The sequence below is a fragment of the Bifidobacterium choloepi genome, from assembly GCF_010667615.1.
Classification (GTDB): Bacteria; Actinomycetota; Actinomycetes; order Actinomycetales; family Bifidobacteriaceae; genus Bifidobacterium; species Bifidobacterium choloepi.
Genome location: NZ_VYSG01000001.1, coordinates 1027069 through 1046615 on the forward strand (window position 1 = coordinate 1027069; position 19547 = coordinate 1046615).

Here is a 19547-nt window from a genome sequence, read left to right on the forward strand (position 1 = left end):
ATGGCAACCGCAACCCGTACCACCGTCATCAACGATCCCGTCGGCATCCACGCCCGTCCGGCCGCCCAGTTCGCGCAGGCCGCCGCAGGCTCCGGCGCCAACGTGACCATCGCCAAGGAAGGCGGCGCCCCGGTGGCCGCCAACTCGATTCTCGCCGTCATGGGTCTCGGCGTGAAGCAGGGCGACACCGTCGAGGTGACGGTCGAGGGCGACAACGCCGAAGCCGTCGCGGACAACCTGCTGAACATCCTGCTCGCCGCCGAGTGAGCACCAGGTGAGCAATGGCCGTCGAGCCGTCACTGCACGGCTCGACGGCGAACGTCTCGACAAGGACCGTCCGCCCACGCGGGCGGTCCTTTTGATTCGAAGCCCATTACGCTATAGGCTGATCAGATAGACAGGTTCGGGCCCCATGCGACCTGGAAGAACTGGAGGAGTAAATGGTTCGCCAAGCCAACGCCCCATCGCGGGCGTCCACGTCGCCTTCATCCTCGTCCGCCCATTCCATCACCGACGTCGCCGCGCTGGCCAGCGTGTCGATCGCCACCGTCTCGCGCGTGCTGTCCGGCAAGCGACAGAAGGACGACGACATCGCCCGCCGCGTCCGCCAGGCCGCCGAACAGCTGAACTATTCGGTCAATGTCGCCGCCAGCTCGCTGCGCGGCGCCGGTACCAGGACCGTCGGGCTGGTCATCCCCAGCGCCACTGACGAATTCGCCGCCCAGCTACTGGACGCGCTGGAATCGGCCGCCGACGACCGCGACAGCCAGGTGCTGCTCGGCGTCGGTGGCACCAAGGCCCTGCAGACCGCCCGCGTCGAATCGCTGATCAGCAGGAACGTCGACGGACTCATCGTGCTGCCGGCTACCGGCGCGGACCTGACGCCGATCCTCGAACGCCACGCGGGCCGCATCCCGATCGTCCAGATCGGCAACGGGCGGCGTTCACGCAACTATTCGCAGGTGTCGCTGGACGAGCTGCTCGCAATGGAGCAGATCGTCGACCATCTCGCATCACTCGGCGCGAAGACGGTGGCCTACATGGCCGGCCGGAAAGTGTCCTTCGAATCGGCCGAACAATTTTCCATGCTGCATACGCAGTTACGCTCCTTCGGCCTGGAAACGAAGGCCGCCTGGAACCAGTTCGGCGACCAGACCGTGCAGCGCGGCTACGACTGCGCGATGCGCATCTTCGCCCAGGACAAGCCGGACGCCGTCATCTGCTGCGACGACAAGGTGGCGCTCGGCGTCATCGTCGCCCTGCATTCCCTCGGCCTGCGGGCACCGGAAGACGTCATGCTCGTCGGCCAGAACAACGCGCCGCTGTGCGAAACGGCGTCGCCCTCCATCACGACGCTGCGTCCGCCGTTCGAACAGATCGCCGAGGAATCGCTGCGCCTCATCGCGCAGGGACCGAACTATCCGTCCGAGGTCTCGCTGACCTCCCAGCTCATCGTCCGCGAATCCACCGTTGGCACCGCCACCACCCGCCAGATCACGGCGCGGTAGGACGTCGCCCTGGAATATCACAGCATCAGCCGACTGCGCGTGGCGACATCCTGGAACCGGAACACATCCGGTTGATGGCGCGAACGAGTGTACTCGAACTGGACGCCGTCCGAACTGAATACCTGACTGGTAACGACCGCCACGGAATTGTAGTCGCCCAAGTCAAGGCATTGTCGATCAATGTCGTCCGCGAGCTCGACCGTGATGACTCGCTTGCTCGTGGCGATGACGAGCCCCAGATCGTTTTCCAGATAGTCATAGATGGACCCGGTGGCGATTTGCGGCGTGAGCAACGGCATGACATCGCGACGGAACCAATTGTGATCGACGATAAGCGGCTCGTCGTCGAAGCACCGCACCCGGATGATGTGGATAAGGGAGATACCGTGTGGAAACCCGGTTTCCGAAGCCAGGTCGTCATCGGCGACAATATCCTCGAACAGGAGCACTTCACTGCGCGTGTCACGGTGGCTGCGCTCGGCACGCTCCTGAAACGACTCGATGGTACCGGCGACACACGTGGTCATGTCAGCGGGCGCATAGATGCTGCGCACGCCCTTGCCTTGTTGTGATTGCACGTATCCGTCGGCCGCCAGACGGGCCAGGGCGCGGCGGACAGTGTTGCGCGAACAGTCGTACTGCGTCGCCAGGTCGTTCTCGCTTGGCAAGAGCGCGCCTTCCGGATATTCACCGGCCTCTATCAAGTCCTTGAGATCCTTGTAGATCTCGCCAAATCGCGCCTTCGGCATGATTCCGAGTATCCTCCACTCTTACGCATTTTTCGCCTGGCCGGTGGCCACCGCATCGTCACGCATTCACCGATTCATCGCACCGACATTTTCCGTCGGCAGGCCGTCTCCGTCGACGATGCCGGACAGTCGGTCAGTAGGCGATGAGTTCGCTGAACAGGGCCTCGAACAGCAACGGGATGTTGCCATTGCCGGACAGGCGGCGACGGGCCGTCGAAACCGACTCCAGGCGACGTACCGTGTCCTGGCGTGTCAGCTTGACGGACAAGGCGGCAATGGCGCTGCGGTTCTCGACATTGACGAGGCCCACTTCGTCTTCCGCACCGTTCTGCAGGACCGCCACGTCCCGATAGATGCTGGCGACGGTGTTCAGGGCCCGGTCGAGGACGTCGCGCGTGCGACGCGTGGTCTGTCGCTTGAGTTCGTCCTTCTTGGCCAGCTGGTTGTACGCGCCGCGCAACTTGGCCGGCACCGTCTCGTCGGCGCCGAGGCCGTTGACGCGCCTGAATTCGGCGCAACGGCGTTCGGCCTGGGCCTCGACGTCGGCTTCGGCCTGGCGCTTGGCGGCGTCGTTGAGCGTGGCCGCCAGCAGCACGGCCTGCGACGTCTTGCGCAGGTCGAGCACGCCGACAACGAGATCGTCGCGGTCCCGCATGACCTGTTCGTCGGACGCATAGAGCTTGGCTATGCCGATGTGGCCTTCCGACAGGCGCGCGGCGCGCGCCGCCGTATTGTCGTCGACACCGAGCGTGGCACGCAGGTAGGAGGCCACGTCGGACGCCTGCGGCACGGCGAGATTGACGATGCGGGTGCGCGAGCGGATCGTCGGCAGGACATCCTGCGCGCTTGGCGCGCACAGCAGCCAGATCGTGCGAGGACTGGGCTCCTCGATTTCCTTGAGCAGCACGTTCGTCGTGCGCTCGAGCATGCGGTCGACATCCTCGATGATGATGATGCGCCACGGCGCCGTCGTCGGCATCTGCTCGGATTGCGCCACCAAAGCGCGGACTTCGTCGATGCCGATCGTCACCTTGTCGGTGGCGAGAATGTTGACATCGGGGTGCGCCCCAGCCAGCACCTGCCTGGTGACCTTGGTCGGTTCGTCGCCCAGGCCGTGGTCGGGACTCTCGAGAGCGGCCGCGAAGGCCCGCGCCATGTTGGACCGGCCGGATCCCGGAGGACCGCAGATCAGCCATGACTGGGCAATGGCCCGCGGGTCGCCTTCGGCAACGGCCTTCAGCCGCTCCGCGACCTGCCGCTGCCCCACCATTTCGTCCCATACGCTCATTCGACGGTTCCCTCCGTGTGGCCGCGTCGTCAATACTGTCGAATATCCAGCCTACCAGCCGGTTTCGCAACCATCGGGCGGACAGAAGCGCCGGGAGGTCAACGAGCGGGTTCGGTTTCCACCGATTCGTGGACTTCGGCGACGCCGGTGAAGGCGGACAGCATGAGGTTGTCGGACAGGATCTGTTCGGCGACCTCGTCCTCGGATGCCGTCGCGTCGACAACGAGGAACCTGTCAGGCTCCTGGGCGGCCATGGCGAGGAATGCGCGGCGCGTGCGCTGCTGGAAGTCGTCGCCGGTCGACTCCATGCGGTCTTCGGGCGCAATCATGCGCTTGTGCGATTCGGCCGGATCGATGTCGAGCAGGTAGGTGCGCATCGGGACGAGACCTCCGGTTGCCCACATGCTCAGCTCGCGGACTTCCTGGGAGCCGAGCTCGCGGCCTCCCGCCTGGTAGGCGATCGACGAGTCGAAGTAGCGGTCGGAGATGACAATGGCGCCCCTGCGCAACGCCGGCCGCACGATCTGCGCCACGTGCTGGGCACGGTCGGCGGCGAACAGCAAGGCCTCGGTACGCGGGGCGATCGGCTCGTCCGCATCGTCATGACCGAGCAGCAGCTTGCGGATCGTGATGCCGAGTTCCGTGCCGCCGGGTTCGCGAGTAGTCACCACTTCCCTGCCCTGCGCACGCCAGTACTCGGCCAGTCGGTTGACCTGGGTGGTCTTGCCGGCTCCATCCACCCCTTCGAACGTAATGAACATTCCGCACGTAGACATAACGCACCGCTTTCCAGAGCATCACTGCAGATTACACAGGACCAGAACACAACAACGACTATGGTTCAACCGTACCCATCGACGATGGGTGGCGCAAACCGGGGCGAGTGTCCGCCCCGGAGCGTCCGGCGAGACGTCACGCCGGACGCTAGCGGGCCGGCACGACCGGCGGACGATCGAATCCCTCGTTGGCGGCCAGCCACTCGATGTCGCTTTTCACGGTGGCCGGCGTGGATCCGATTTCCTTGGCGATGCGGGTGTTGGCCCAGCCCTGCGAAGCCAGGTCCTTCACCTTGGCGCGGCGTTCCTGACGGGCCGTGTCCGCGGCGGACGTTTTCCCGGACGCCGTCTTGCGCGTCGTCGCCTTCTTGCGACCGCCGGTGGACGACGACTTGGCCGACGAGCTCCTGGCCTTGCCGCGACCACGGCGCTTGGCCGGTCCGGCGGCGCGCTTCTCGGCAAGCAGCCGGAAGCATTCCTCGGCGGTAATCGTCTTGAGGTCGGTCTGCTTGGGCAGCGACCGGTTCGTGGTGCCATCGGTGACGTAGGCACCATAGAAGCCGTCCTTGATGACAACGGGCTTGTTCGTCTCCGGATCGTTGCCGAGTTCGCGTAGCGGCGGCTTGGCACTGCCTCGGCGACGACCATACTTGGGCTGCGCGAACAGTTCCTGCGCACCGGCCAGGTCGATGGCGAAGATGTCGTTCTCGCTGGCGAGCGACCTCGTCTCCTGCTTGCCGTCGGCACCGGTCTTCGTCAAGTACGGACCATAGCGGCCGTTGTTGGCCGTGACGGTGACGGTCTGCGTCTCGCCGGTCTTGGCATCCACCTCGTCGTACGATCCGACTTCACGTGGCAGGCTCAGCAGCTTCAGCGCCTCGTCGAGCGTGAGGGTGTCGGGAGACATCGACTTGAACAACGACGCCATCTTGGGCTTCTGCTCGTCCCTGTGCGAGGTGTGGGCGTCCGCATCGGCCGTGTCTGACGCCACGAGCGCGACATATGGCCCGAAGCGGCCGTTACGCACCTCGACGGTGCCCCCGGTGACCGGATCGGTGCCGAGGATCCGCGGGCCGCCCGAATTCGTCGCGACAAGCTTGCGCGCCTCGTCGACGGTCAGCTCGTCCGGAGCGAGCGTGTCGGGAATGGACGCGTGCTTCGGGTTGCCTTCGGCGTCCAGGTCCTTCGTGTCCTCGATGTAGGGGCCGTAGCGCCCCACGCGCACGTTGATGCCGTCGCCGATCTCGATCGTGTTGATGGCGCGCGCGTCGATTTCGCCGAGCTGCGCGACCTGCTGCTGCAGGCCGGCGTGCGCCTCGTCCTCGGACTGAGCGGCGCCGTCGCCGGAACCGAAGTAGAACCGGGTCAGCCAGTCGCGTCCGGTTTCCTGTCCGTGGGCGATCTGGTCGAGGCCGCTTTCCATGTCCGCGGTGAACTGGTAGTCGACGTACTTCGGGAACTTCGTCTCGAGCAGCTTGACGACGGCGAAGGCCAGCCACGACGGGATCAGCGCGCGGCCACGTTCGTAGACGTATCCGCGGTCAATGATCGTCGAGATGATGCTGGCGTAGGTCGACGGGCGTCCGATTTCCTTGGCCTCGAGCGTCTTGACCAGCGATGCTTCGGTGTAGCGGGCCGGAGGCTGCGTCTCGTGGCCGTCGGCCACGACGTCGGTCGACTGCAGCTGTTCGCCGGGAGCCATCGGCGGCAGCGAAGCGTCGTCGCCGTCCGACTTGGAACCGTCGCCGTAGACCATCAGGAATCCGGGGAATTCGATGACGGTGCCGGATGCCTGAAACAGCGCGGTGCCATAGCCGTCCGTGCCGGCGGACAGCTTGACGACGGCCGTCGAGCCGGTGGCGTCCGCCATCTGGGAGGCGAGCGTGCGTTGCCAGATCAGCTTGTACAGCTTGAGCTGCTCGGGCGAGACATGCGCGGCGATTTCGGACGGGTGCCGGAAATGGGCGCCGGCGGGGCGGATGCATTCGTGAGCTTCCTGCGCGCCCGCCGTCTTCGTGGCGTACTGCTTCGGCTTCTCGGACAGGAACCGGTCGCCATAGGTCTTCGCCACCGATTCGCGGGCAGCGGCAATGGCTTCCCGGCTCAGCGTCACCGAATCGGTACGCATGTAGGTGATGTAGCCGTTTTCATACAGGCCCTGGGCGGCGCGCATCGTCTGGCGCGAGCTCATGCCCAGCCGGTTGCCGGCTGCCTGCTGGAGCGTGGAGGTCGTGAACGGCGGCTGGGGACGGCGACGGTAGGGCTTCGTGTCCAGCGAGTCGACGAGGAAACGATGCCCCTTCAACTCGGCGGCGACGGCATCGGCGACATGACCGTCCACGCGGACGACGCCGTCGCGCACGGCCGCGTCGGTCAGCTCGCCACGGTCGGTGAAGTCCTTCGACGCCGCCACGCGGTGACCGTCGAGGGAGATCAGGCGCGCGTCGAACTGTGCGTCACGACCCTGGGCATCCTTCGCGGCCAGCGTGGCGACGACGTCCCAGTAGGCGGTACGCACGAACGCCATTCGTTCGCGTTCGCGCTCGACGATCAGCCTCGTGGCGACGGACTGCACACGGCCGGCGGACAAGCCGGGACCGACCTTGCGCCACAGCACCGGCGAGAGCTCGTAGCCGTACAGGCGGTCCAGGATTCGACGGGTTTCCTGCGCGTCCACCATGTCGTCGTCGACATTGCGGGTGTGCTGCAACGAGGCGCGGATGGCTTCCGGCGTGATCTCGTGGAAGACCATGCGCTTGACAGGTACCTTCGGCTTGAGGGTCTGGACCAGATGCCAGGCAATGGCCTCGCCTTCGCGATCCTCATCGGTGGCGAGGTAGAGTTCGTCGGCATGCTTCAGCGCAGCACGCAGCTCGGCGACGGTTTTCTTCTTGTCGGCGCCGACGACGTAGTACGGCTCGAATCCGTCGTTGACATCCACGCCAAACCGACCGAACTTCTCCTTGTCGGCCGCCGGAATCTGACTGGGCTGTGCAAGGTCGCGAATGTGCCCCACCGACGCCAGCACGGTGTAGTCATCTCCCAGATAACCGCCGATCTTCTTGGCCTTCGTGGGAGACTCAACGATGACGAGCTTGCTGCCTTTAGTCATGCTTTCTCCTTACGCGCTTGATCCCATTCAAGCTTTCGGACGTCATATTACTCAATACGCCCGCGCAGGCGCCATTTCCCCGCGTTGCGAACTGGACAGGGACCGGCCGGCAGCATCGTCGCGGCGTCGGCGTCAAGGCCGTCCACGGACGCGTGCGCCGTTACCGGCGCGGAGGTGCCGGCGGGGCGCCCAGCAGACCGAGCCGTGTCAGCGGGGCGGCCGTGATCTGGCGCATCATCAGCACCATGCCGTTGACCACGCAGGCCGTGCCGACGACGAGGGCCGTGGCCGAACTGGCCGCGCCCGACGCCGTCCAGCTGGCGCTGAGCTGCAATCCAATCTGGATCTGCCAGATGATGTAGGCCGCGTATGCCCAGCAGCACAGTCCTCCGGTGATCAGCGCCGCCGCGACAATCTGGATGCTCGGCGACGAGACGCGCTGGCCGGGGCGGTCCATGCCGCTGCCCCGGGTGAACGCCAGCGCCACCATCATCAACGCCCCGGTAATCAGCATGGCCATGATGACATCGACGGGCCGGTGCCACTGGTCGACGATGACCGAGCATCCGACGGACACGGCGACGAGCGTCGAGATGACCGCGCATGCGGCACGCCACGCATGCGGCACGGCGCACAACAGCGCCAGTCCCGCCGCGGCGGCCAGCATCGTGTGCCCGGAAGGCGCCGAGTTTACCGTGGACGATTCGACGTTGATCAGGAAGGGTCGCGGCAGCAGCGGCTTGAGCACCTTCGCGGCGATGAAGCACACGGCGGCGAAGGCAATGAGCTGGCCGAGCAGCCACCAGCGACGGCGCACCAGCACGACGAGCAGCGCAATCAATCCCAGCAGCGTGGCGGCGGCGATGACGACGGCCGACTTGCCGACGATGGCCTGCGGCACGGCAAGGAAATCGGGGACGATGCCGGCATACGTGGTGATGACCTCGTCTTCGTACGACTGGCCGGTGACGGTGCGAATGCCCAGCCAGTACGCCAGCGCGGCGAGCGCGGCGAACAGCACGGCGAACACCGCGCACAGCACGATGCTGGACACGCGCGGCCGGTTCGCCAGCGGATCGACCTGGGCCAGTCCCTCGTCGAGATCGTCACCGAGCGATTCGTCGGTGAATACGGAACGATCAGGTCCGGGCTGTCCGGTGGAACGATCGGACGCCGAGCCGCCGGACACGGAGGCGTCGGCGGAAGGATCGACTTCAGTCCGCGCGTCGTGCCGTTCCTCGATCGGCTGCCAGAGCGGCGCAGGCGCGCCGGACGTCGAATCTCCGGACGCAGGGGCGCCGGACTTCGGCGATTCGTCCTTCTGCTGTGCCATCTGTGTTTCCTCGCTACTGCTCATGGCTATGACTGTACCGGCACCGACTGTACCGCCGCCGGCACGCGCCGCGCGAACATATAGAAAAACCTCCACGCACCCGCCAGAGGCCACTTACCCTTGCTGCATTCCTGCCCTGGGGGGATTGGGTGACATAGCGCCGCGTGGAGGCTCTGCCCAGTGTACACCACATTTCCCTTCGCGCAAGTCGGCGGATCGTCGGACACCCGACGAAACGCCCCCGTCGAGCTGACATTGTCGTCAGTCAACGAAAAGACCGCGCATGTTCACCAAAGGCGTAACGCCTTCGGCGGTCATGCGCGGTCCCATGCCGATGGCATGCGGCACTGACGGGCTGCATGTCCGGAAGAATCAGGCCTTCCACACGTCCTTGCCGGCGGCCTTGGCGGCCGCGACATCGGCGTTGAGCTGCTCCTCGTTGGCCTCGACGTCGCCGGCGATGAACTCCTCGACGAGCTGACGGGCCTCGTTGTCCTCGTGCTGGACGGCCGGGGACTTCATGAAGTAGGAGCTCGGGGCGAGCACCGGGCCGGCCAGGCCGCGGTCAAGGGCGATCTTGGCGGCGCGGACGGCGTCGATGACAATGCCGGCGGAGTTCGGGGAATCCCAGACTTCCAGCTTGTACTCGAGGTTCAGCGGAACATCGCCGAACGTGGTGCCCTCGAGGCGGACGAACGCGAACTTGCGGTCGTCGAGCCAGGCCACGTAGTCGGACGGACCGATGTGGACGTTGTACGGATCCATTTCGTGAGGCACGATGGAGGTGACGGCGCGGGTCTTCGAGATCTTCTTCGACTCCAGACGGGAACGCTGCAGCATGTTCATGAAGTCCATGTTGCCGCCGACGTTGAGCTGGTAGGTGCGGTCGAGGCGCACGCCGCGGTCCTCGAACAGGCGGGCCATGACACGGTGCGTGATGGTGGCGCCGACCTGCGACTTGATATCGTCGCCGACGATCGGGACACCGGCATCGCGGAACTTCTGGGCCCAGACCGGGTCGGAGGCGATGAACACCGGCAGGCAGTTGACGAAGGCGCAGCCGGCGTCCATGGCCGCCTGGGCGTAGGCCTTGTCGGCCTCTTCGGAACCGACCGGCAGGTAGGAGACCAGCACGTCGACCTTCTTGTCCTTGAGAACCTGGGCGACGTCGACCGGCTCCTTGTCGGATTCGGTGATCATCTGGCGGTAGTACTCGCCGAGACCGTCGTACGTCGGACCGCGCAGGACCTCGACGTCGAGGTTCGGCACGTCGGCGAACTTGATCGTGTTGTTCTGGGAGGCGCCGATGGCTTCCGACAGGTCCTTGCCGACCTTGTCGGCGTCGACGTCGAACGCGGTGACGAACTCGATGTCCCGCACACGGTATCCGCCGAAGTTGTTATGCATGAGGCCGGGGATCTTGTCCTCGTCCTTGGTGCCCTTGTAGTACTCGACACCCTGCACCAGTGACGAGGCGCAATTGCCCACACCGGCGATAGCCACGCGAATGCTCATCTAAAACGACTCCTCTACGTTGCTTGCGTGTTTTCAATCCTTAAGCATACATTCCTATACCTCGATGAACCATCGGGGTTATACAGGAAAGATAGTCGAAGTGCTGGAAAACGTCCCGTTCTTCTCACATCGATGTTCACGTCCGGCCATGTGCGGTTCCCTGTCGGCACGCATGCCCGTCGTCACGGCGCCGACGATGGGACGAATTGTTCCGATATGTAAATCTGGTGACAAAAATCCTTGACGCATGTCGGCGAAGCCGATATCCCGGTAGTTTTTCTGGTGTGACGATTACCGTTGATGGCATGGTTTCTAAGACACGAACCGCAAGCTCGCGTCCTGATGGGGATGGTTCCAGCACCACCCGCAGCGGCGACGACGCAACCACGCAGTACTCCGGAGGCACCCGGAGCGACCGGCAGTCCACTTCGCATCGCAAGCCGGTCAAGCCGAAGAATCTCAAGAAGAAGCCGAACAGGAAAAAGAAGAAGTCCAAGAAGAAGGGTCTGTGGTGGAAGATCCTGCTTGGCGTCATCGGCGTCATCCTGGTCGCCGGCATCGCCCTGTTCGCGTACCTGTACATCACCACCGACATCCCGCAGCCCGAAAGCATCGCGCTGTCCGAGAAGACGAGCGTCTACTATTCCGACGGCACGACGAAGATCGGTTCCTTCGAGGAGCAGAATCGCGAGATCATCGACTGCTCGACGCTGCCGAGCTACGTCGGCGACGCCATCGTCTCGTCCGAGGACCGCACGTTCTACACGAACAAGGGCATCGATCTCGGCGGCATCATGCGCGCGCTCTACAACAACCTGACCACGGGCTCCCGGCAAGGCGGCTCGACAATCACCCAGCAATATGCCGAACGGTATTACCTGGGCGAAACGACGAGCTACTCGGGCAAGCTCAGGGAGGCGATCCTGGCCATCAAGATCGCCCAGCAGCAGGACAAGAGCACCGTGCTGTGCAACTACATGAACACGATCTACCTCGGCCGTGGCGCCTACGGCATCCAGGCCGCCGCGCAGGCGTATTTCGGCAAGGACGCCAAGGACCTGACCGTCTCCGAGGCGGCCATGATCGCCGGCATCATTCCGTCGCCGAGCACGTGGGATCCGGCCATCAACGAGAAGCAGGCCGAGTCCCGCTTCGAGCGCGTGATCAGGATCATGAAGGAAGACGGCTACATCACCGACGAGCAGGCCTCGGACGCCAAGTTCCCGGAGGTGAAGGACTACACCGTCAGCAACGACTTCTCGGGGCCGAACGGCTACCTGCTCACCACCGTCGAGAACGAACTGGTCAACAGTGGCGCCTTCACGAAGGACGAGCTGGAAACCGGCGGCTACAAGATCGTCACGACGCTTGACAAGGACATGCAGTCCGAAATGCAGACCGTCGGCGACAACCGGCCCGACGACATGCCGGACAGCATCGAGGTGGGCGGCATAGCCGTCGACCAGACCACCGGCGGCGTCAAGGCGATGTACGGCGGTTCGGACTACCTGACCAAGCAGCTGAACAACGCCACGCAGGCCACGTTCCAGCCCGGCTCCACGATGAAGCCGTTCGGCCTGCTCGGCGCGGCCCAGGACGACGTCAGCTTCAGCACGCTGTTCAACGGCAACTCGGGCCTGACGTTCGAGACGCAGGACGGCGTCTACGCCCAGGTCCCGAACGCGCTGAACAAGAGCTACGGCTACATCAACCTCTACACGGCGACGGCCAAGTCGGTGAACACCGTCTTCATGAACGTCAACGAGCACCTGACCTCGCAGAAGTTCGCCGAGATCGCCAAGGAAGCCGGCATCACCAGCGACATCGACGCCGACACGCTCTACAACATCCTCGGCATCAACTCGATCACCGTCTGGGATCTCGCCCAGGGCCACTCGACGATCGCGAACAACGGCACGAAGAACACGCTGCACGTCGTCGACAAGGTCACCAAGGACGACAAGACGATGTACACGGCCAATCCGAACACCACCGAAGTCTTCGACGCGAACGATTGCGAACTTGTCCAGCAGGCCATGCTGGGCACGACGACGACCGGTGGCACCGCGCCGACGATCCAGAGCGCGCTTGGACGCGAGGTCGCCGGCAAGTCCGGTACCGCCAACGACGAGACGGCGGCGTCGTTCGTCGGCTACACGCCGCAGCTGCTCAACGTCTGGGCCATCTGGAATCCGGCCGACGACGGCAGCGCCCAGGTGGTGCCGTCGTTCTCCGGCTACGGCGTCTCGTCGACCGGCTACCCGTCGCACCTGTTCCAGGAATTCATGTCGCAGGCGCTGGCCAACTACGACGTGGAGACGTTCACGAAGCCGACCGACACCGGCAAGATCGGCGGTCCGGACGGCGACTGGGGCCTTGGCGGCTCGACGTCGTCCTCGAGCTCGGGCACGCAGTCCACTGCGCCGAGCACCGAGAACAACAACGACTACACCGACCAGGACACCAACACGACGAGCGGTGGCAGTGGCAGTGGTGACGACGACAACGAGTCCACCACCACGACGACTGAAACGCCCGAGCCCACGGCGACTGCGACAACACCGGCGCCGACGCAGACAGCGTCCCCGGAGACGGAAACGACTCCGACAACGCCATCCACCAGCGAGCCGACCGACACCGGCACGGCGACGCCGCAATCGCAGTCTAACGCGAATGGCAACGCCAAGTCCGGCAACTCCTCGACGTCTTCCAGCGGACAGTGAGTATGCGCTGACAATCTGACCGATGACAGTGTTTCGTCGGTCAGATAGACGTCATTCGGGTGCATATGGAAGGGCCCCTCCGGATTCTCCGGAGGGGCCCTTCCATATCATCTTCTGGGTTACGGCATCATCGCTGCGAACGGTTGATGGCGGAGATGATGGCCTTGAGCGAGCTGGTGATGATCGAGGAGTCGATGCCGGCGCCCCACAGCACGCGCTTCTCGGCGTCCTCGCCTATCTCGCATTCGACGTAGGACGCGGCCATCGCGTCGGTGCCGACGGACATCGTGTGTTCGGCATAGTCCAGCACGCGGGCCTCGATGCCGAACGACTGGACGGCATGGAGGAACGCGTCGATCGGACCGTTGCCGGTACCGGAAATCTCGCGAACGACCTCCTCGTCGGTGCCGACGTTGAGGCCACGATCCAGCACCTTCGCCGTCATCTCGGTATCCGAACCGTCCTCGCCGGACGAGACGGCGACCTTGAGCAGCTTGAGACGGCCCCACTGCTCGAGCGAATCGTCGTGGACGTCGCCGACGATATCGCCGGCCAGCGTGGCGCCGGTCTCCTCGACCGGCAGGTACTCGTCCTTGAAGAGGCGCCAGATGTCCTCGTCCTTGACTTCCTTCTTCGTGGCGTCCGCATGGGCCTGCACGACCTTGTCGAACTCGACCTGGAGCCGCTTGGGCAGGTCAAGGTTGTGGTTGGCCTTGAGCAGGTACGCCATGCCGCCCTTGCCGGACTGCGAGTTGACGCGGATGATGGCCTCGTACGAACGGCCGACGTCCTTCGGGTCGATCGGGAGGTACGGCACGAGCCAGACAAACCGGTCGAGCTCGGCGCCGGCGGCCTCGGCCGCCATCTCGCGGGCCTCGAGTCCCTTCTTGATGGCGTCCTGATGGGAGCCGGAGAAGGCCGTGAACACGAAGTTGCCGGCGTAGGGATGGCGCTCGGAAATCTTGATCTGGTTGCAGTACTCGACGGTGCGGCGGATTTCCGGCACGTCGGACAGGTCGAGCTGCGGATCGATGCCCTGCGTCAGGAAATTGAGGCCGAGCGTGACGAGATCGACATTGCCGGTGCGCTCGCCATTGCCGAGCAGGCAGCCCTCGATGCGGTCGGCGCCGGCGAGAATGCCGAGTTCGGCGGCGGCCACGCCCATGCCCTCGTCGTTGTGCGGGTGCAGCGACAGCACGACGGCGTCGCGGTCGTCGAGATTGTTGGAGACGTACTCCACCTGATCGGCGAACACGTTCGGCGTTGTCATCTCGACGGTCGCCGGCAGGTTGATGATCATCGGATGCTCCGGCGTGGGCCGGATGACGCCGATGACGGCGTTGCAGACCTCGACGGCATACTCCGGCTCGGTGCCGGTGAACGATTCGGGCGAATATTCGTAATAGAGATCGATGTCGCCGGCGTCGCCCTCGAGTTCCTTGCACAGTTCGGCGGCGTCGGTGGCCAGCTTCTTGATGCCGTCGCGGTCCTTGCGGAACACAACCTCGCGCTGGAGGACCGATACCGAGTTGTAGAAGTGGACGATGGCGCGCTTGGCGCCCTTCAGGCATTCGTAGGTCTTGCGGATCAGGTGCTCGCGCGCCTGCGTGAGCACGACGATCGTGACGTCGTCCGGGATGAGTTCGCGCTCGATCAGCATGCGGATGAAATCGTAGTCGGTTTCGGACGCGCTCGGGAAGCCGACCTCGATTTCCTTGAACCCCATCTTCACGAGCAGGTTCCAGAAGCGCAGCTTGCGTTCGGCGTCCATCGGATTGACCAGTGCCTGGTTGCCGTCGCGCAGGTCGACGGAGCACCAGCGAGGCGCCCGCTGCAGTCGCTTGCCCGGCCACGTACGCTCCGGGTAGTCAAAAGGCACCTGCTTGTCATACGCCACGTACTTCGTGTAGGGCATGGAACTGGGCTTCTGCGGAGCGCCAATAAAACGTGCCGGAGGCAGCAGCGGGTCGTTGTTCCCTCCGTTGGATGCCGCGGCGACCGCAGCGAGATCAAAAACCGACGATTGACCCTGACCCATCACTCCTCCTTCTTCATGTGTTATCCGCGATGGTTGTCATGGCCCCGCCGGAACGCTGTTCCGGACATGGGCGGCCGTCCTCCGTTGGCTGGCTGGAGCCGGCGACGTGACGGCTGCCTTCATCCTAACGGCAACGGTTTGGGGAGGACATGGGTAGTCCACATGTCAACGAAAAACTTGGAATGCGGACAACGCAGGGCCAGCGAAGAAGAACCCACGGAAAGGGAGGAAACGGCGACATCGGAAACTTCGGTGCGATGGCGACGCCGGGAGCCTCGGTGAGACGGTGGCGACGGGAACATTGGCGGCACGTCAGCAGAACAGCGAGATGCCACGGCGCGCCATGCAGAAGGCGTTGCCGAGCCACGTATGCCTGGAATTCGGCCATACCGCGCCCAGTCGCGGCGCGTTCTGGCTCATCCAGATGCTCGGCACGCGGCCGTCGTTGCTGCGCGAGCCGAGCAGGTTGAAGCCGTTCTTCTCCAGCAGCCATTCGGGATGCTGCGTGGCGATGGCGAGACCCTCCTCGAGCGTGAGAGGAATGCGTTCGTCGGAGTCGATGAGCTTGCGGGCCACGTCGGGTTCGCGGTTGACGTAGCAAGTGCCGGTATGCGGTTCGATGACGAGGTAGAACGGTCCTTCCGGCGGTTCGAAACCGCCTTGCGGCAGGAAGCTGGCAATGTCGCGCGGGGGCATCGTCGTGAAGCCGGCCATGCGGTTGATGGAGGTTCGGGCAATCAGCGATTCCGGCGAGACCAGTTCCCTTGTCGGCACGAGCAGGATGTCGGAGCCGAGATCGCTGTCCTCGAGCGCCCTGATCAGCGGCCGCGCCAGCGCGCGGAAGGATGCCGCGCTCATGTCGGCCACGTCGGGATAACCCAACGCGACAATGCGGTCCAGCTGTTTTTGCGCTTCACGTGATGCCTCTGACATGTCTTCCAGCTTAGCGTGGATGCTGGCGCATGTCGTCGCGATGCAGACCGACAGCGCAAGGCCATTCGACGGACACAACCGCCGTGGCGTACGGAACGGGAGGGGCGGCAACCGGCCGGCAAGCCCCGCAAACAACATGATCCGGTTGCGGCCGTACGGCCGCAACCGGATCCGTGCATGTGGACCGGCGTAGCGCCGGCCCGGTGATCAGAGCTGGTCGGGGAAGTGCTTGCGGGCGATGATCTCGGCAAGTTCGACGGCGTTGAGCGCCGCGCCCTTGCGCAGGTTATCGTTGGTGACAAAGAACGCGAGGCCCTTGTGGCCGTCGACGGCCTGGTCCTGACGGATGCGGCCGACGAAGCTCGGCGTCTTGCCGGCGGCGAGCTGGGCCGTCGGAATGTCGACGAGCTCGACGGCCTCGGCCTCGCGCAGGACAGCGCGGGCCTCGTCCGGCGTGACGTCACGCTCGAATTCGGCGTTGACGCTCATGCCGTGGGCGGTGAAGACGCCGACGCGCACGCAGGTGCAGGACGCCTTGAGGTCGGGCAGGTGCAGGATCTTGCGGCTCTCGTTGCGCAGTTTCTGTTCCTCGTCGGTTTCCTCGGAGCCGTCGTCGACGATGTCGCCGATGAACGGCACCTCGTTGAAGGCAATCGTGCGGACGACCTTCGTCGGCTCCGGGAAGTCGATCGCGTCGCCGCCGAACACGAGCTTGTCGGCGCCCTGGTCGACGGCGGCCTTGGCCTCGTTCATCAGCTGCTCGACGCCGGCGCGGCCGGCGCCGGACACGGCCTGGTACGAGCTGACGATCAGTCGCTTGAGACCGAACGCGTCGGACAGTGGCTTGAGCACGGGCATGATGGCCATTGTCGTGCAGTTCGGGTTGGCGACAATGCCGGACGGGATCTCGTCGAGATCGTCGGGATTGACCTCGGCGACGACGAGCGGGACATCGTCGTGCATGCGCCACTGCGAGGAGTTGTCGATAACGTAGGCGCCGGCTTCGGCGAACTTCGGCGCCCATTCGCGGCTCGTGCCGCCGCCGGCCGAGAAGATCGCGATATCGATGCCGGAAAGGTCGGCCTTGGCGACGTCCTCGACCTCGATGGCGTGGCCTCGCCAGTCGAGTACCTGGCCCGCGGAGCGTGCCGAGGCGAGGAATCGCAGGTCCCTGACCGGGAAGTCGCGCTCGTCGAGCACGCGACGCATCACCATGCCCACCTGGCCCGTGGCGCCCAGCACCGCCACGTTCACGCCGCGTTCGTTGATCTGTACCATCTGTCCATCTCCTTGCGGATGGCCTCTCCGGAGGCCCGTCGTTGTCTGTGTTCCGTCGTGGTGGCGCGTAATGCGCCGTGAATCGTGTCCGTCACCGCCCGGCGACCGGTCGGCCGCCGGCAGGATGCCGGTCAGCGACCAGTGCCGCCGTAGACGACCGCCTCCACCTTGTCGGCGTCGAGGCCGTAGGCCGTATGAAGCGCCCGGACGGCGTCGTCAAGCTGGTTCAGCGGCACCAGCGCGGCGATGCGGATTTCGGACGTGGAAATCATCAGCACGTTGATGCCCTCGTCGCTGAGCGCCTGGAAGAACTTGGAAGCCAGTCCCGAATGTGTCTTCATGCCGACGCCGACGACGGCGACCTTGCCGACGTTCGGATTGACGTCGAACGAGGCGTAGCCGAGTTCGTCCTGGTTCGCGAACAGCGCGTCCTGCACCTTGGCGGCGGCGGAGCCCGGCAGCGTGAAGGAAATGTCGGCGGTGCCGGTGGAGGCGCTGGCCTGCACGATCATGTCGATGTTGACGTTGGCCTCGGCCAGGCACTTGAAGACCTTGGCGGCCATGCCCGGCTCGTCCGGCACGCCGCGCACGGTGGCAAGCGTTTCGCTGCCGTCGTGGGCCACGCCCGAGATGACCGGCGTTTCCTGTCCCAGATCGGGAAACAGATCGCCCATCGACTTGTCCTGATTGTCGTTCATTGCTCTCTCCTGCTTGATGAAACGTCCTGAAGTGGTTGGGATTGAATGGGCGGTGCGCTCAGATGTTCGGCAGCTCGCGCGGATCGACGCCGGCGGGAATGACCAGCGTGCCGGGGCGGTGCGAGAAGGAGCTGCGCACATGCAGCGGCATGTTGAATCGCTGGGCATATTCGACGCACCGCAGCGCCAGCACCTTCGAGCCGCACGACGCCATCTCGAGAATGGACTCGTAGTCGATGACCGGAATGCGCCGGGCCGTCGGGACGATGCGGGGATCCGCCGTGAAGACGCCATCGACATCGGTGTAGATCTCGCAGATGTCGGCGCCGAGGGCGACGGCGAGCGCGACGGCGGACGTGTCCGAGCCGCCACGGCCAAGCGTCGTCGCGTCGCCGTTGTCGTCGCGGCCCTGGAAGCCGGCGACGATCGCGACGCTGCCCTTGTCGAGTGCGCGGCGCACGCGATCGGGTCGCACGGCCTTGATGTGGGCGGCGCCGAACAGCGTGTCGGTCATGAAACCGGCCTGGGAACCGGTGAAGGAGTAAGCATGGGAACCGGCGGCGTGGATGGCCATGGCCAGCAGGCTCATCGAGATGCGTTCGCCCGCCGTCATCAGCATGTCCATTTCGCGGGCCGGCGGATCGGAATCGATGCTCATGGCCTGGTCGATCAGGTCGTCGGTCGTGTCGCCCATGGCGGAGACGACGACGGCCACGTCGTGACCGGCGTTCTTGGTTTCGATGATCCGTCGTGCCACGCGCTTGATCGAGTCGGCGTCGGCAACCGACGATCCACCGTATTTCTGGACAATAAGAGCCACGGTAATCCAATCTGTATTGCGGGGATGGCGTTCTCTCTCTTCACGAAAGTACGCAAGCACCACGATTATAGGAACAGGTACCCCCGCCGCATGCCGTGACTCCCACGATCTGAACCGTCCCGCGTCGTCCCCGACGGGACACGGCGCGTCGACACTCCGGCGAGCCGGCTGCTAGACGGCCCGGCGTCCGGCGAGTGCGCGGGACAGCGTGATTTCGTCGGCGTATTCGAGGTCGCCGCCGACCGGCAGTCCGCTGGCCAGTCTCGTGACCTTGAGGTCGAGCGGCAGCAACAGGCGGCCGAGATAGGTCGTCGTCGCCTCGCCCTCGATGTTCGGGTTGAGGGCGACGATGATTTCCTTCACCTCGTCGTTATCGAGGCGCTTGAGCAGGCCGGCGATGTTGAGGTCGGACGGTCCGATGTTGGCCATCGGGTTGATGGCACCGCCGAGGACGTGGTAGAGGCCGCGGTATTCGCGCGTGCGCTCGATGCTCATGACGTCCTTGGGCTCCTCGACGACGCAGATCGTCGTCCGGTCGCGGCGCGGATCCGAGCAGATTGTGCAGGGGCTGGCCTCGCAGACGTTGCCGCAGACTTCGCAGAACATGACCTTGTCCTTGACCTCGCGGATGGCCTCCACGAGCCGGTCGGATTCCTCGTCGGGAGCGGACAGCAGGTAGAAGGCGATGCGCTGCGCGCCCTTGGGGCCGATGCCGGGCAGCGACGCGAACGAATCGATCAGGCGCTGGATGGCGCCGTCATATGCAAGGGCCATGG

General features: G+C 64.8%; 15 protein-coding genes and 1 other RNA gene. 3 read left to right on the forward strand and 13 right to left on the reverse strand.

The features are described 5' to 3' along the window. The gene (locus F6S87_RS04210) at positions 1 to 267 is read left to right on the forward strand and encodes an HPr family phosphocarrier protein (RefSeq protein ID WP_163227346.1); all 267 of its coding nucleotides are present in this window, start codon (positions 1 to 3) and stop codon (positions 265 to 267) included. Positions 268 to 440: 173 nt separating this feature from the next. After that, a complete protein-coding gene (locus F6S87_RS04215) occupies positions 441 to 1508 on the forward strand; it encodes a LacI family DNA-binding transcriptional regulator (protein WP_163227347.1) in 1068 nt (355 codons plus the stop codon). A gap of 17 nt (positions 1509 to 1525) precedes the next feature. Here the strand turns inward: F6S87_RS04215 and treR are convergent, their stop codons facing one another. From treR to F6S87_RS04250, 7 genes are all read right to left on the reverse strand, one after another. After that, a complete protein-coding gene (gene treR / locus F6S87_RS04220) occupies positions 1526 to 2257 on the reverse strand; it encodes a trehalose operon repressor (protein ID WP_163227348.1) in 732 nt (243 codons plus the stop codon). A gap of 133 nt (positions 2258 to 2390) precedes the next feature. Further along, complete coding sequence (locus F6S87_RS04225; protein ID WP_163227349.1) at positions 2391 to 3545, reverse strand: DNA polymerase III subunit delta'; 1155 nt, start codon at positions 3543 to 3545, stop codon at positions 2391 to 2393. A 98-nt stretch (positions 3546 to 3643) separates the two neighbouring features. Further along, positions 3644 to 4321, reverse strand: coding sequence for a dTMP kinase (gene tmk, locus F6S87_RS04230; RefSeq protein WP_163227350.1), 678 nt, complete (start codon positions 4319 to 4321; stop codon positions 3644 to 3646). A 148-nt stretch (positions 4322 to 4469) separates the two neighbouring features. Next, the gene (gene topA / locus F6S87_RS04235) at positions 4470 to 7433 is read right to left on the reverse strand and encodes a type I DNA topoisomerase (protein WP_163227351.1); all 2964 of its coding nucleotides are present in this window, start codon (positions 7431 to 7433) and stop codon (positions 4470 to 4472) included. Between the two features lie 160 nt (positions 7434 to 7593). Next, positions 7594 to 8766, reverse strand: coding sequence for a phosphatase PAP2 family protein (locus F6S87_RS04240; protein WP_231129323.1), 1173 nt, complete (start codon positions 8764 to 8766; stop codon positions 7594 to 7596). An 80-nt stretch (positions 8767 to 8846) separates the two neighbouring features. Then, positions 8847 to 8943: signal recognition particle sRNA small type (gene ffs, locus F6S87_RS04245), an RNA gene on the reverse strand. A gap of 195 nt (positions 8944 to 9138) precedes the next feature. Next, on the reverse strand, positions 9139 to 10281 hold the full coding sequence (locus tag F6S87_RS04250; protein ID WP_163227353.1) for an inositol-3-phosphate synthase: 1143 nt from the start codon (positions 10279 to 10281) through the stop codon (positions 9139 to 9141). Positions 10282 to 10586: 305 nt separating this feature from the next. On the opposite strand from F6S87_RS04250, the gene F6S87_RS04255 reads away from it, so the two are divergent. After that, a complete protein-coding gene (locus F6S87_RS04255) occupies positions 10587 to 13004 on the forward strand; it encodes a transglycosylase domain-containing protein (protein WP_163227354.1) in 2418 nt (805 codons plus the stop codon). A 127-nt stretch (positions 13005 to 13131) separates the two neighbouring features. Here the strand turns inward: F6S87_RS04255 and leuA are convergent, their stop codons facing one another. The 6 genes from leuA to recR form a co-directional block, all read right to left on the reverse strand. Next, on the reverse strand, positions 13132 to 15042 hold the full coding sequence (gene leuA, locus F6S87_RS04260; protein WP_163227355.1) for a 2-isopropylmalate synthase: 1911 nt from the start codon (positions 15040 to 15042) through the stop codon (positions 13132 to 13134). A 312-nt stretch (positions 15043 to 15354) separates the two neighbouring features. Beyond that, complete coding sequence (locus tag F6S87_RS04265) at positions 15355 to 15975, reverse strand: DUF5701 family protein (RefSeq protein ID WP_163227356.1); 621 nt, start codon at positions 15973 to 15975, stop codon at positions 15355 to 15357. Positions 15976 to 16182: 207 nt separating this feature from the next. Continuing rightward, a complete protein-coding gene (locus F6S87_RS04270) occupies positions 16183 to 17253 on the reverse strand; it encodes an aspartate-semialdehyde dehydrogenase (RefSeq protein ID WP_163227357.1) in 1071 nt (356 codons plus the stop codon). 131 nt (positions 17254 to 17384) lie between these two features. Further along, the gene (locus tag F6S87_RS04275; RefSeq protein ID WP_163227358.1) at positions 17385 to 17951 is read right to left on the reverse strand and encodes an ACT domain-containing protein; all 567 of its coding nucleotides are present in this window, start codon (positions 17949 to 17951) and stop codon (positions 17385 to 17387) included. Between the two features lie 58 nt (positions 17952 to 18009). Then, a complete protein-coding gene (locus F6S87_RS04280; protein ID WP_163227359.1) occupies positions 18010 to 18771 on the reverse strand; it encodes an aspartate kinase in 762 nt (253 codons plus the stop codon). A 171-nt stretch (positions 18772 to 18942) separates the two neighbouring features. Beyond that, entirely contained in the window at positions 18943 to 19545 is a 603-nt protein-coding gene (gene recR / locus F6S87_RS04285) for a recombination mediator RecR (RefSeq protein WP_163227360.1), read from the reverse strand. Positions 19546 to 19547: the final 2 nt, after the last annotated feature.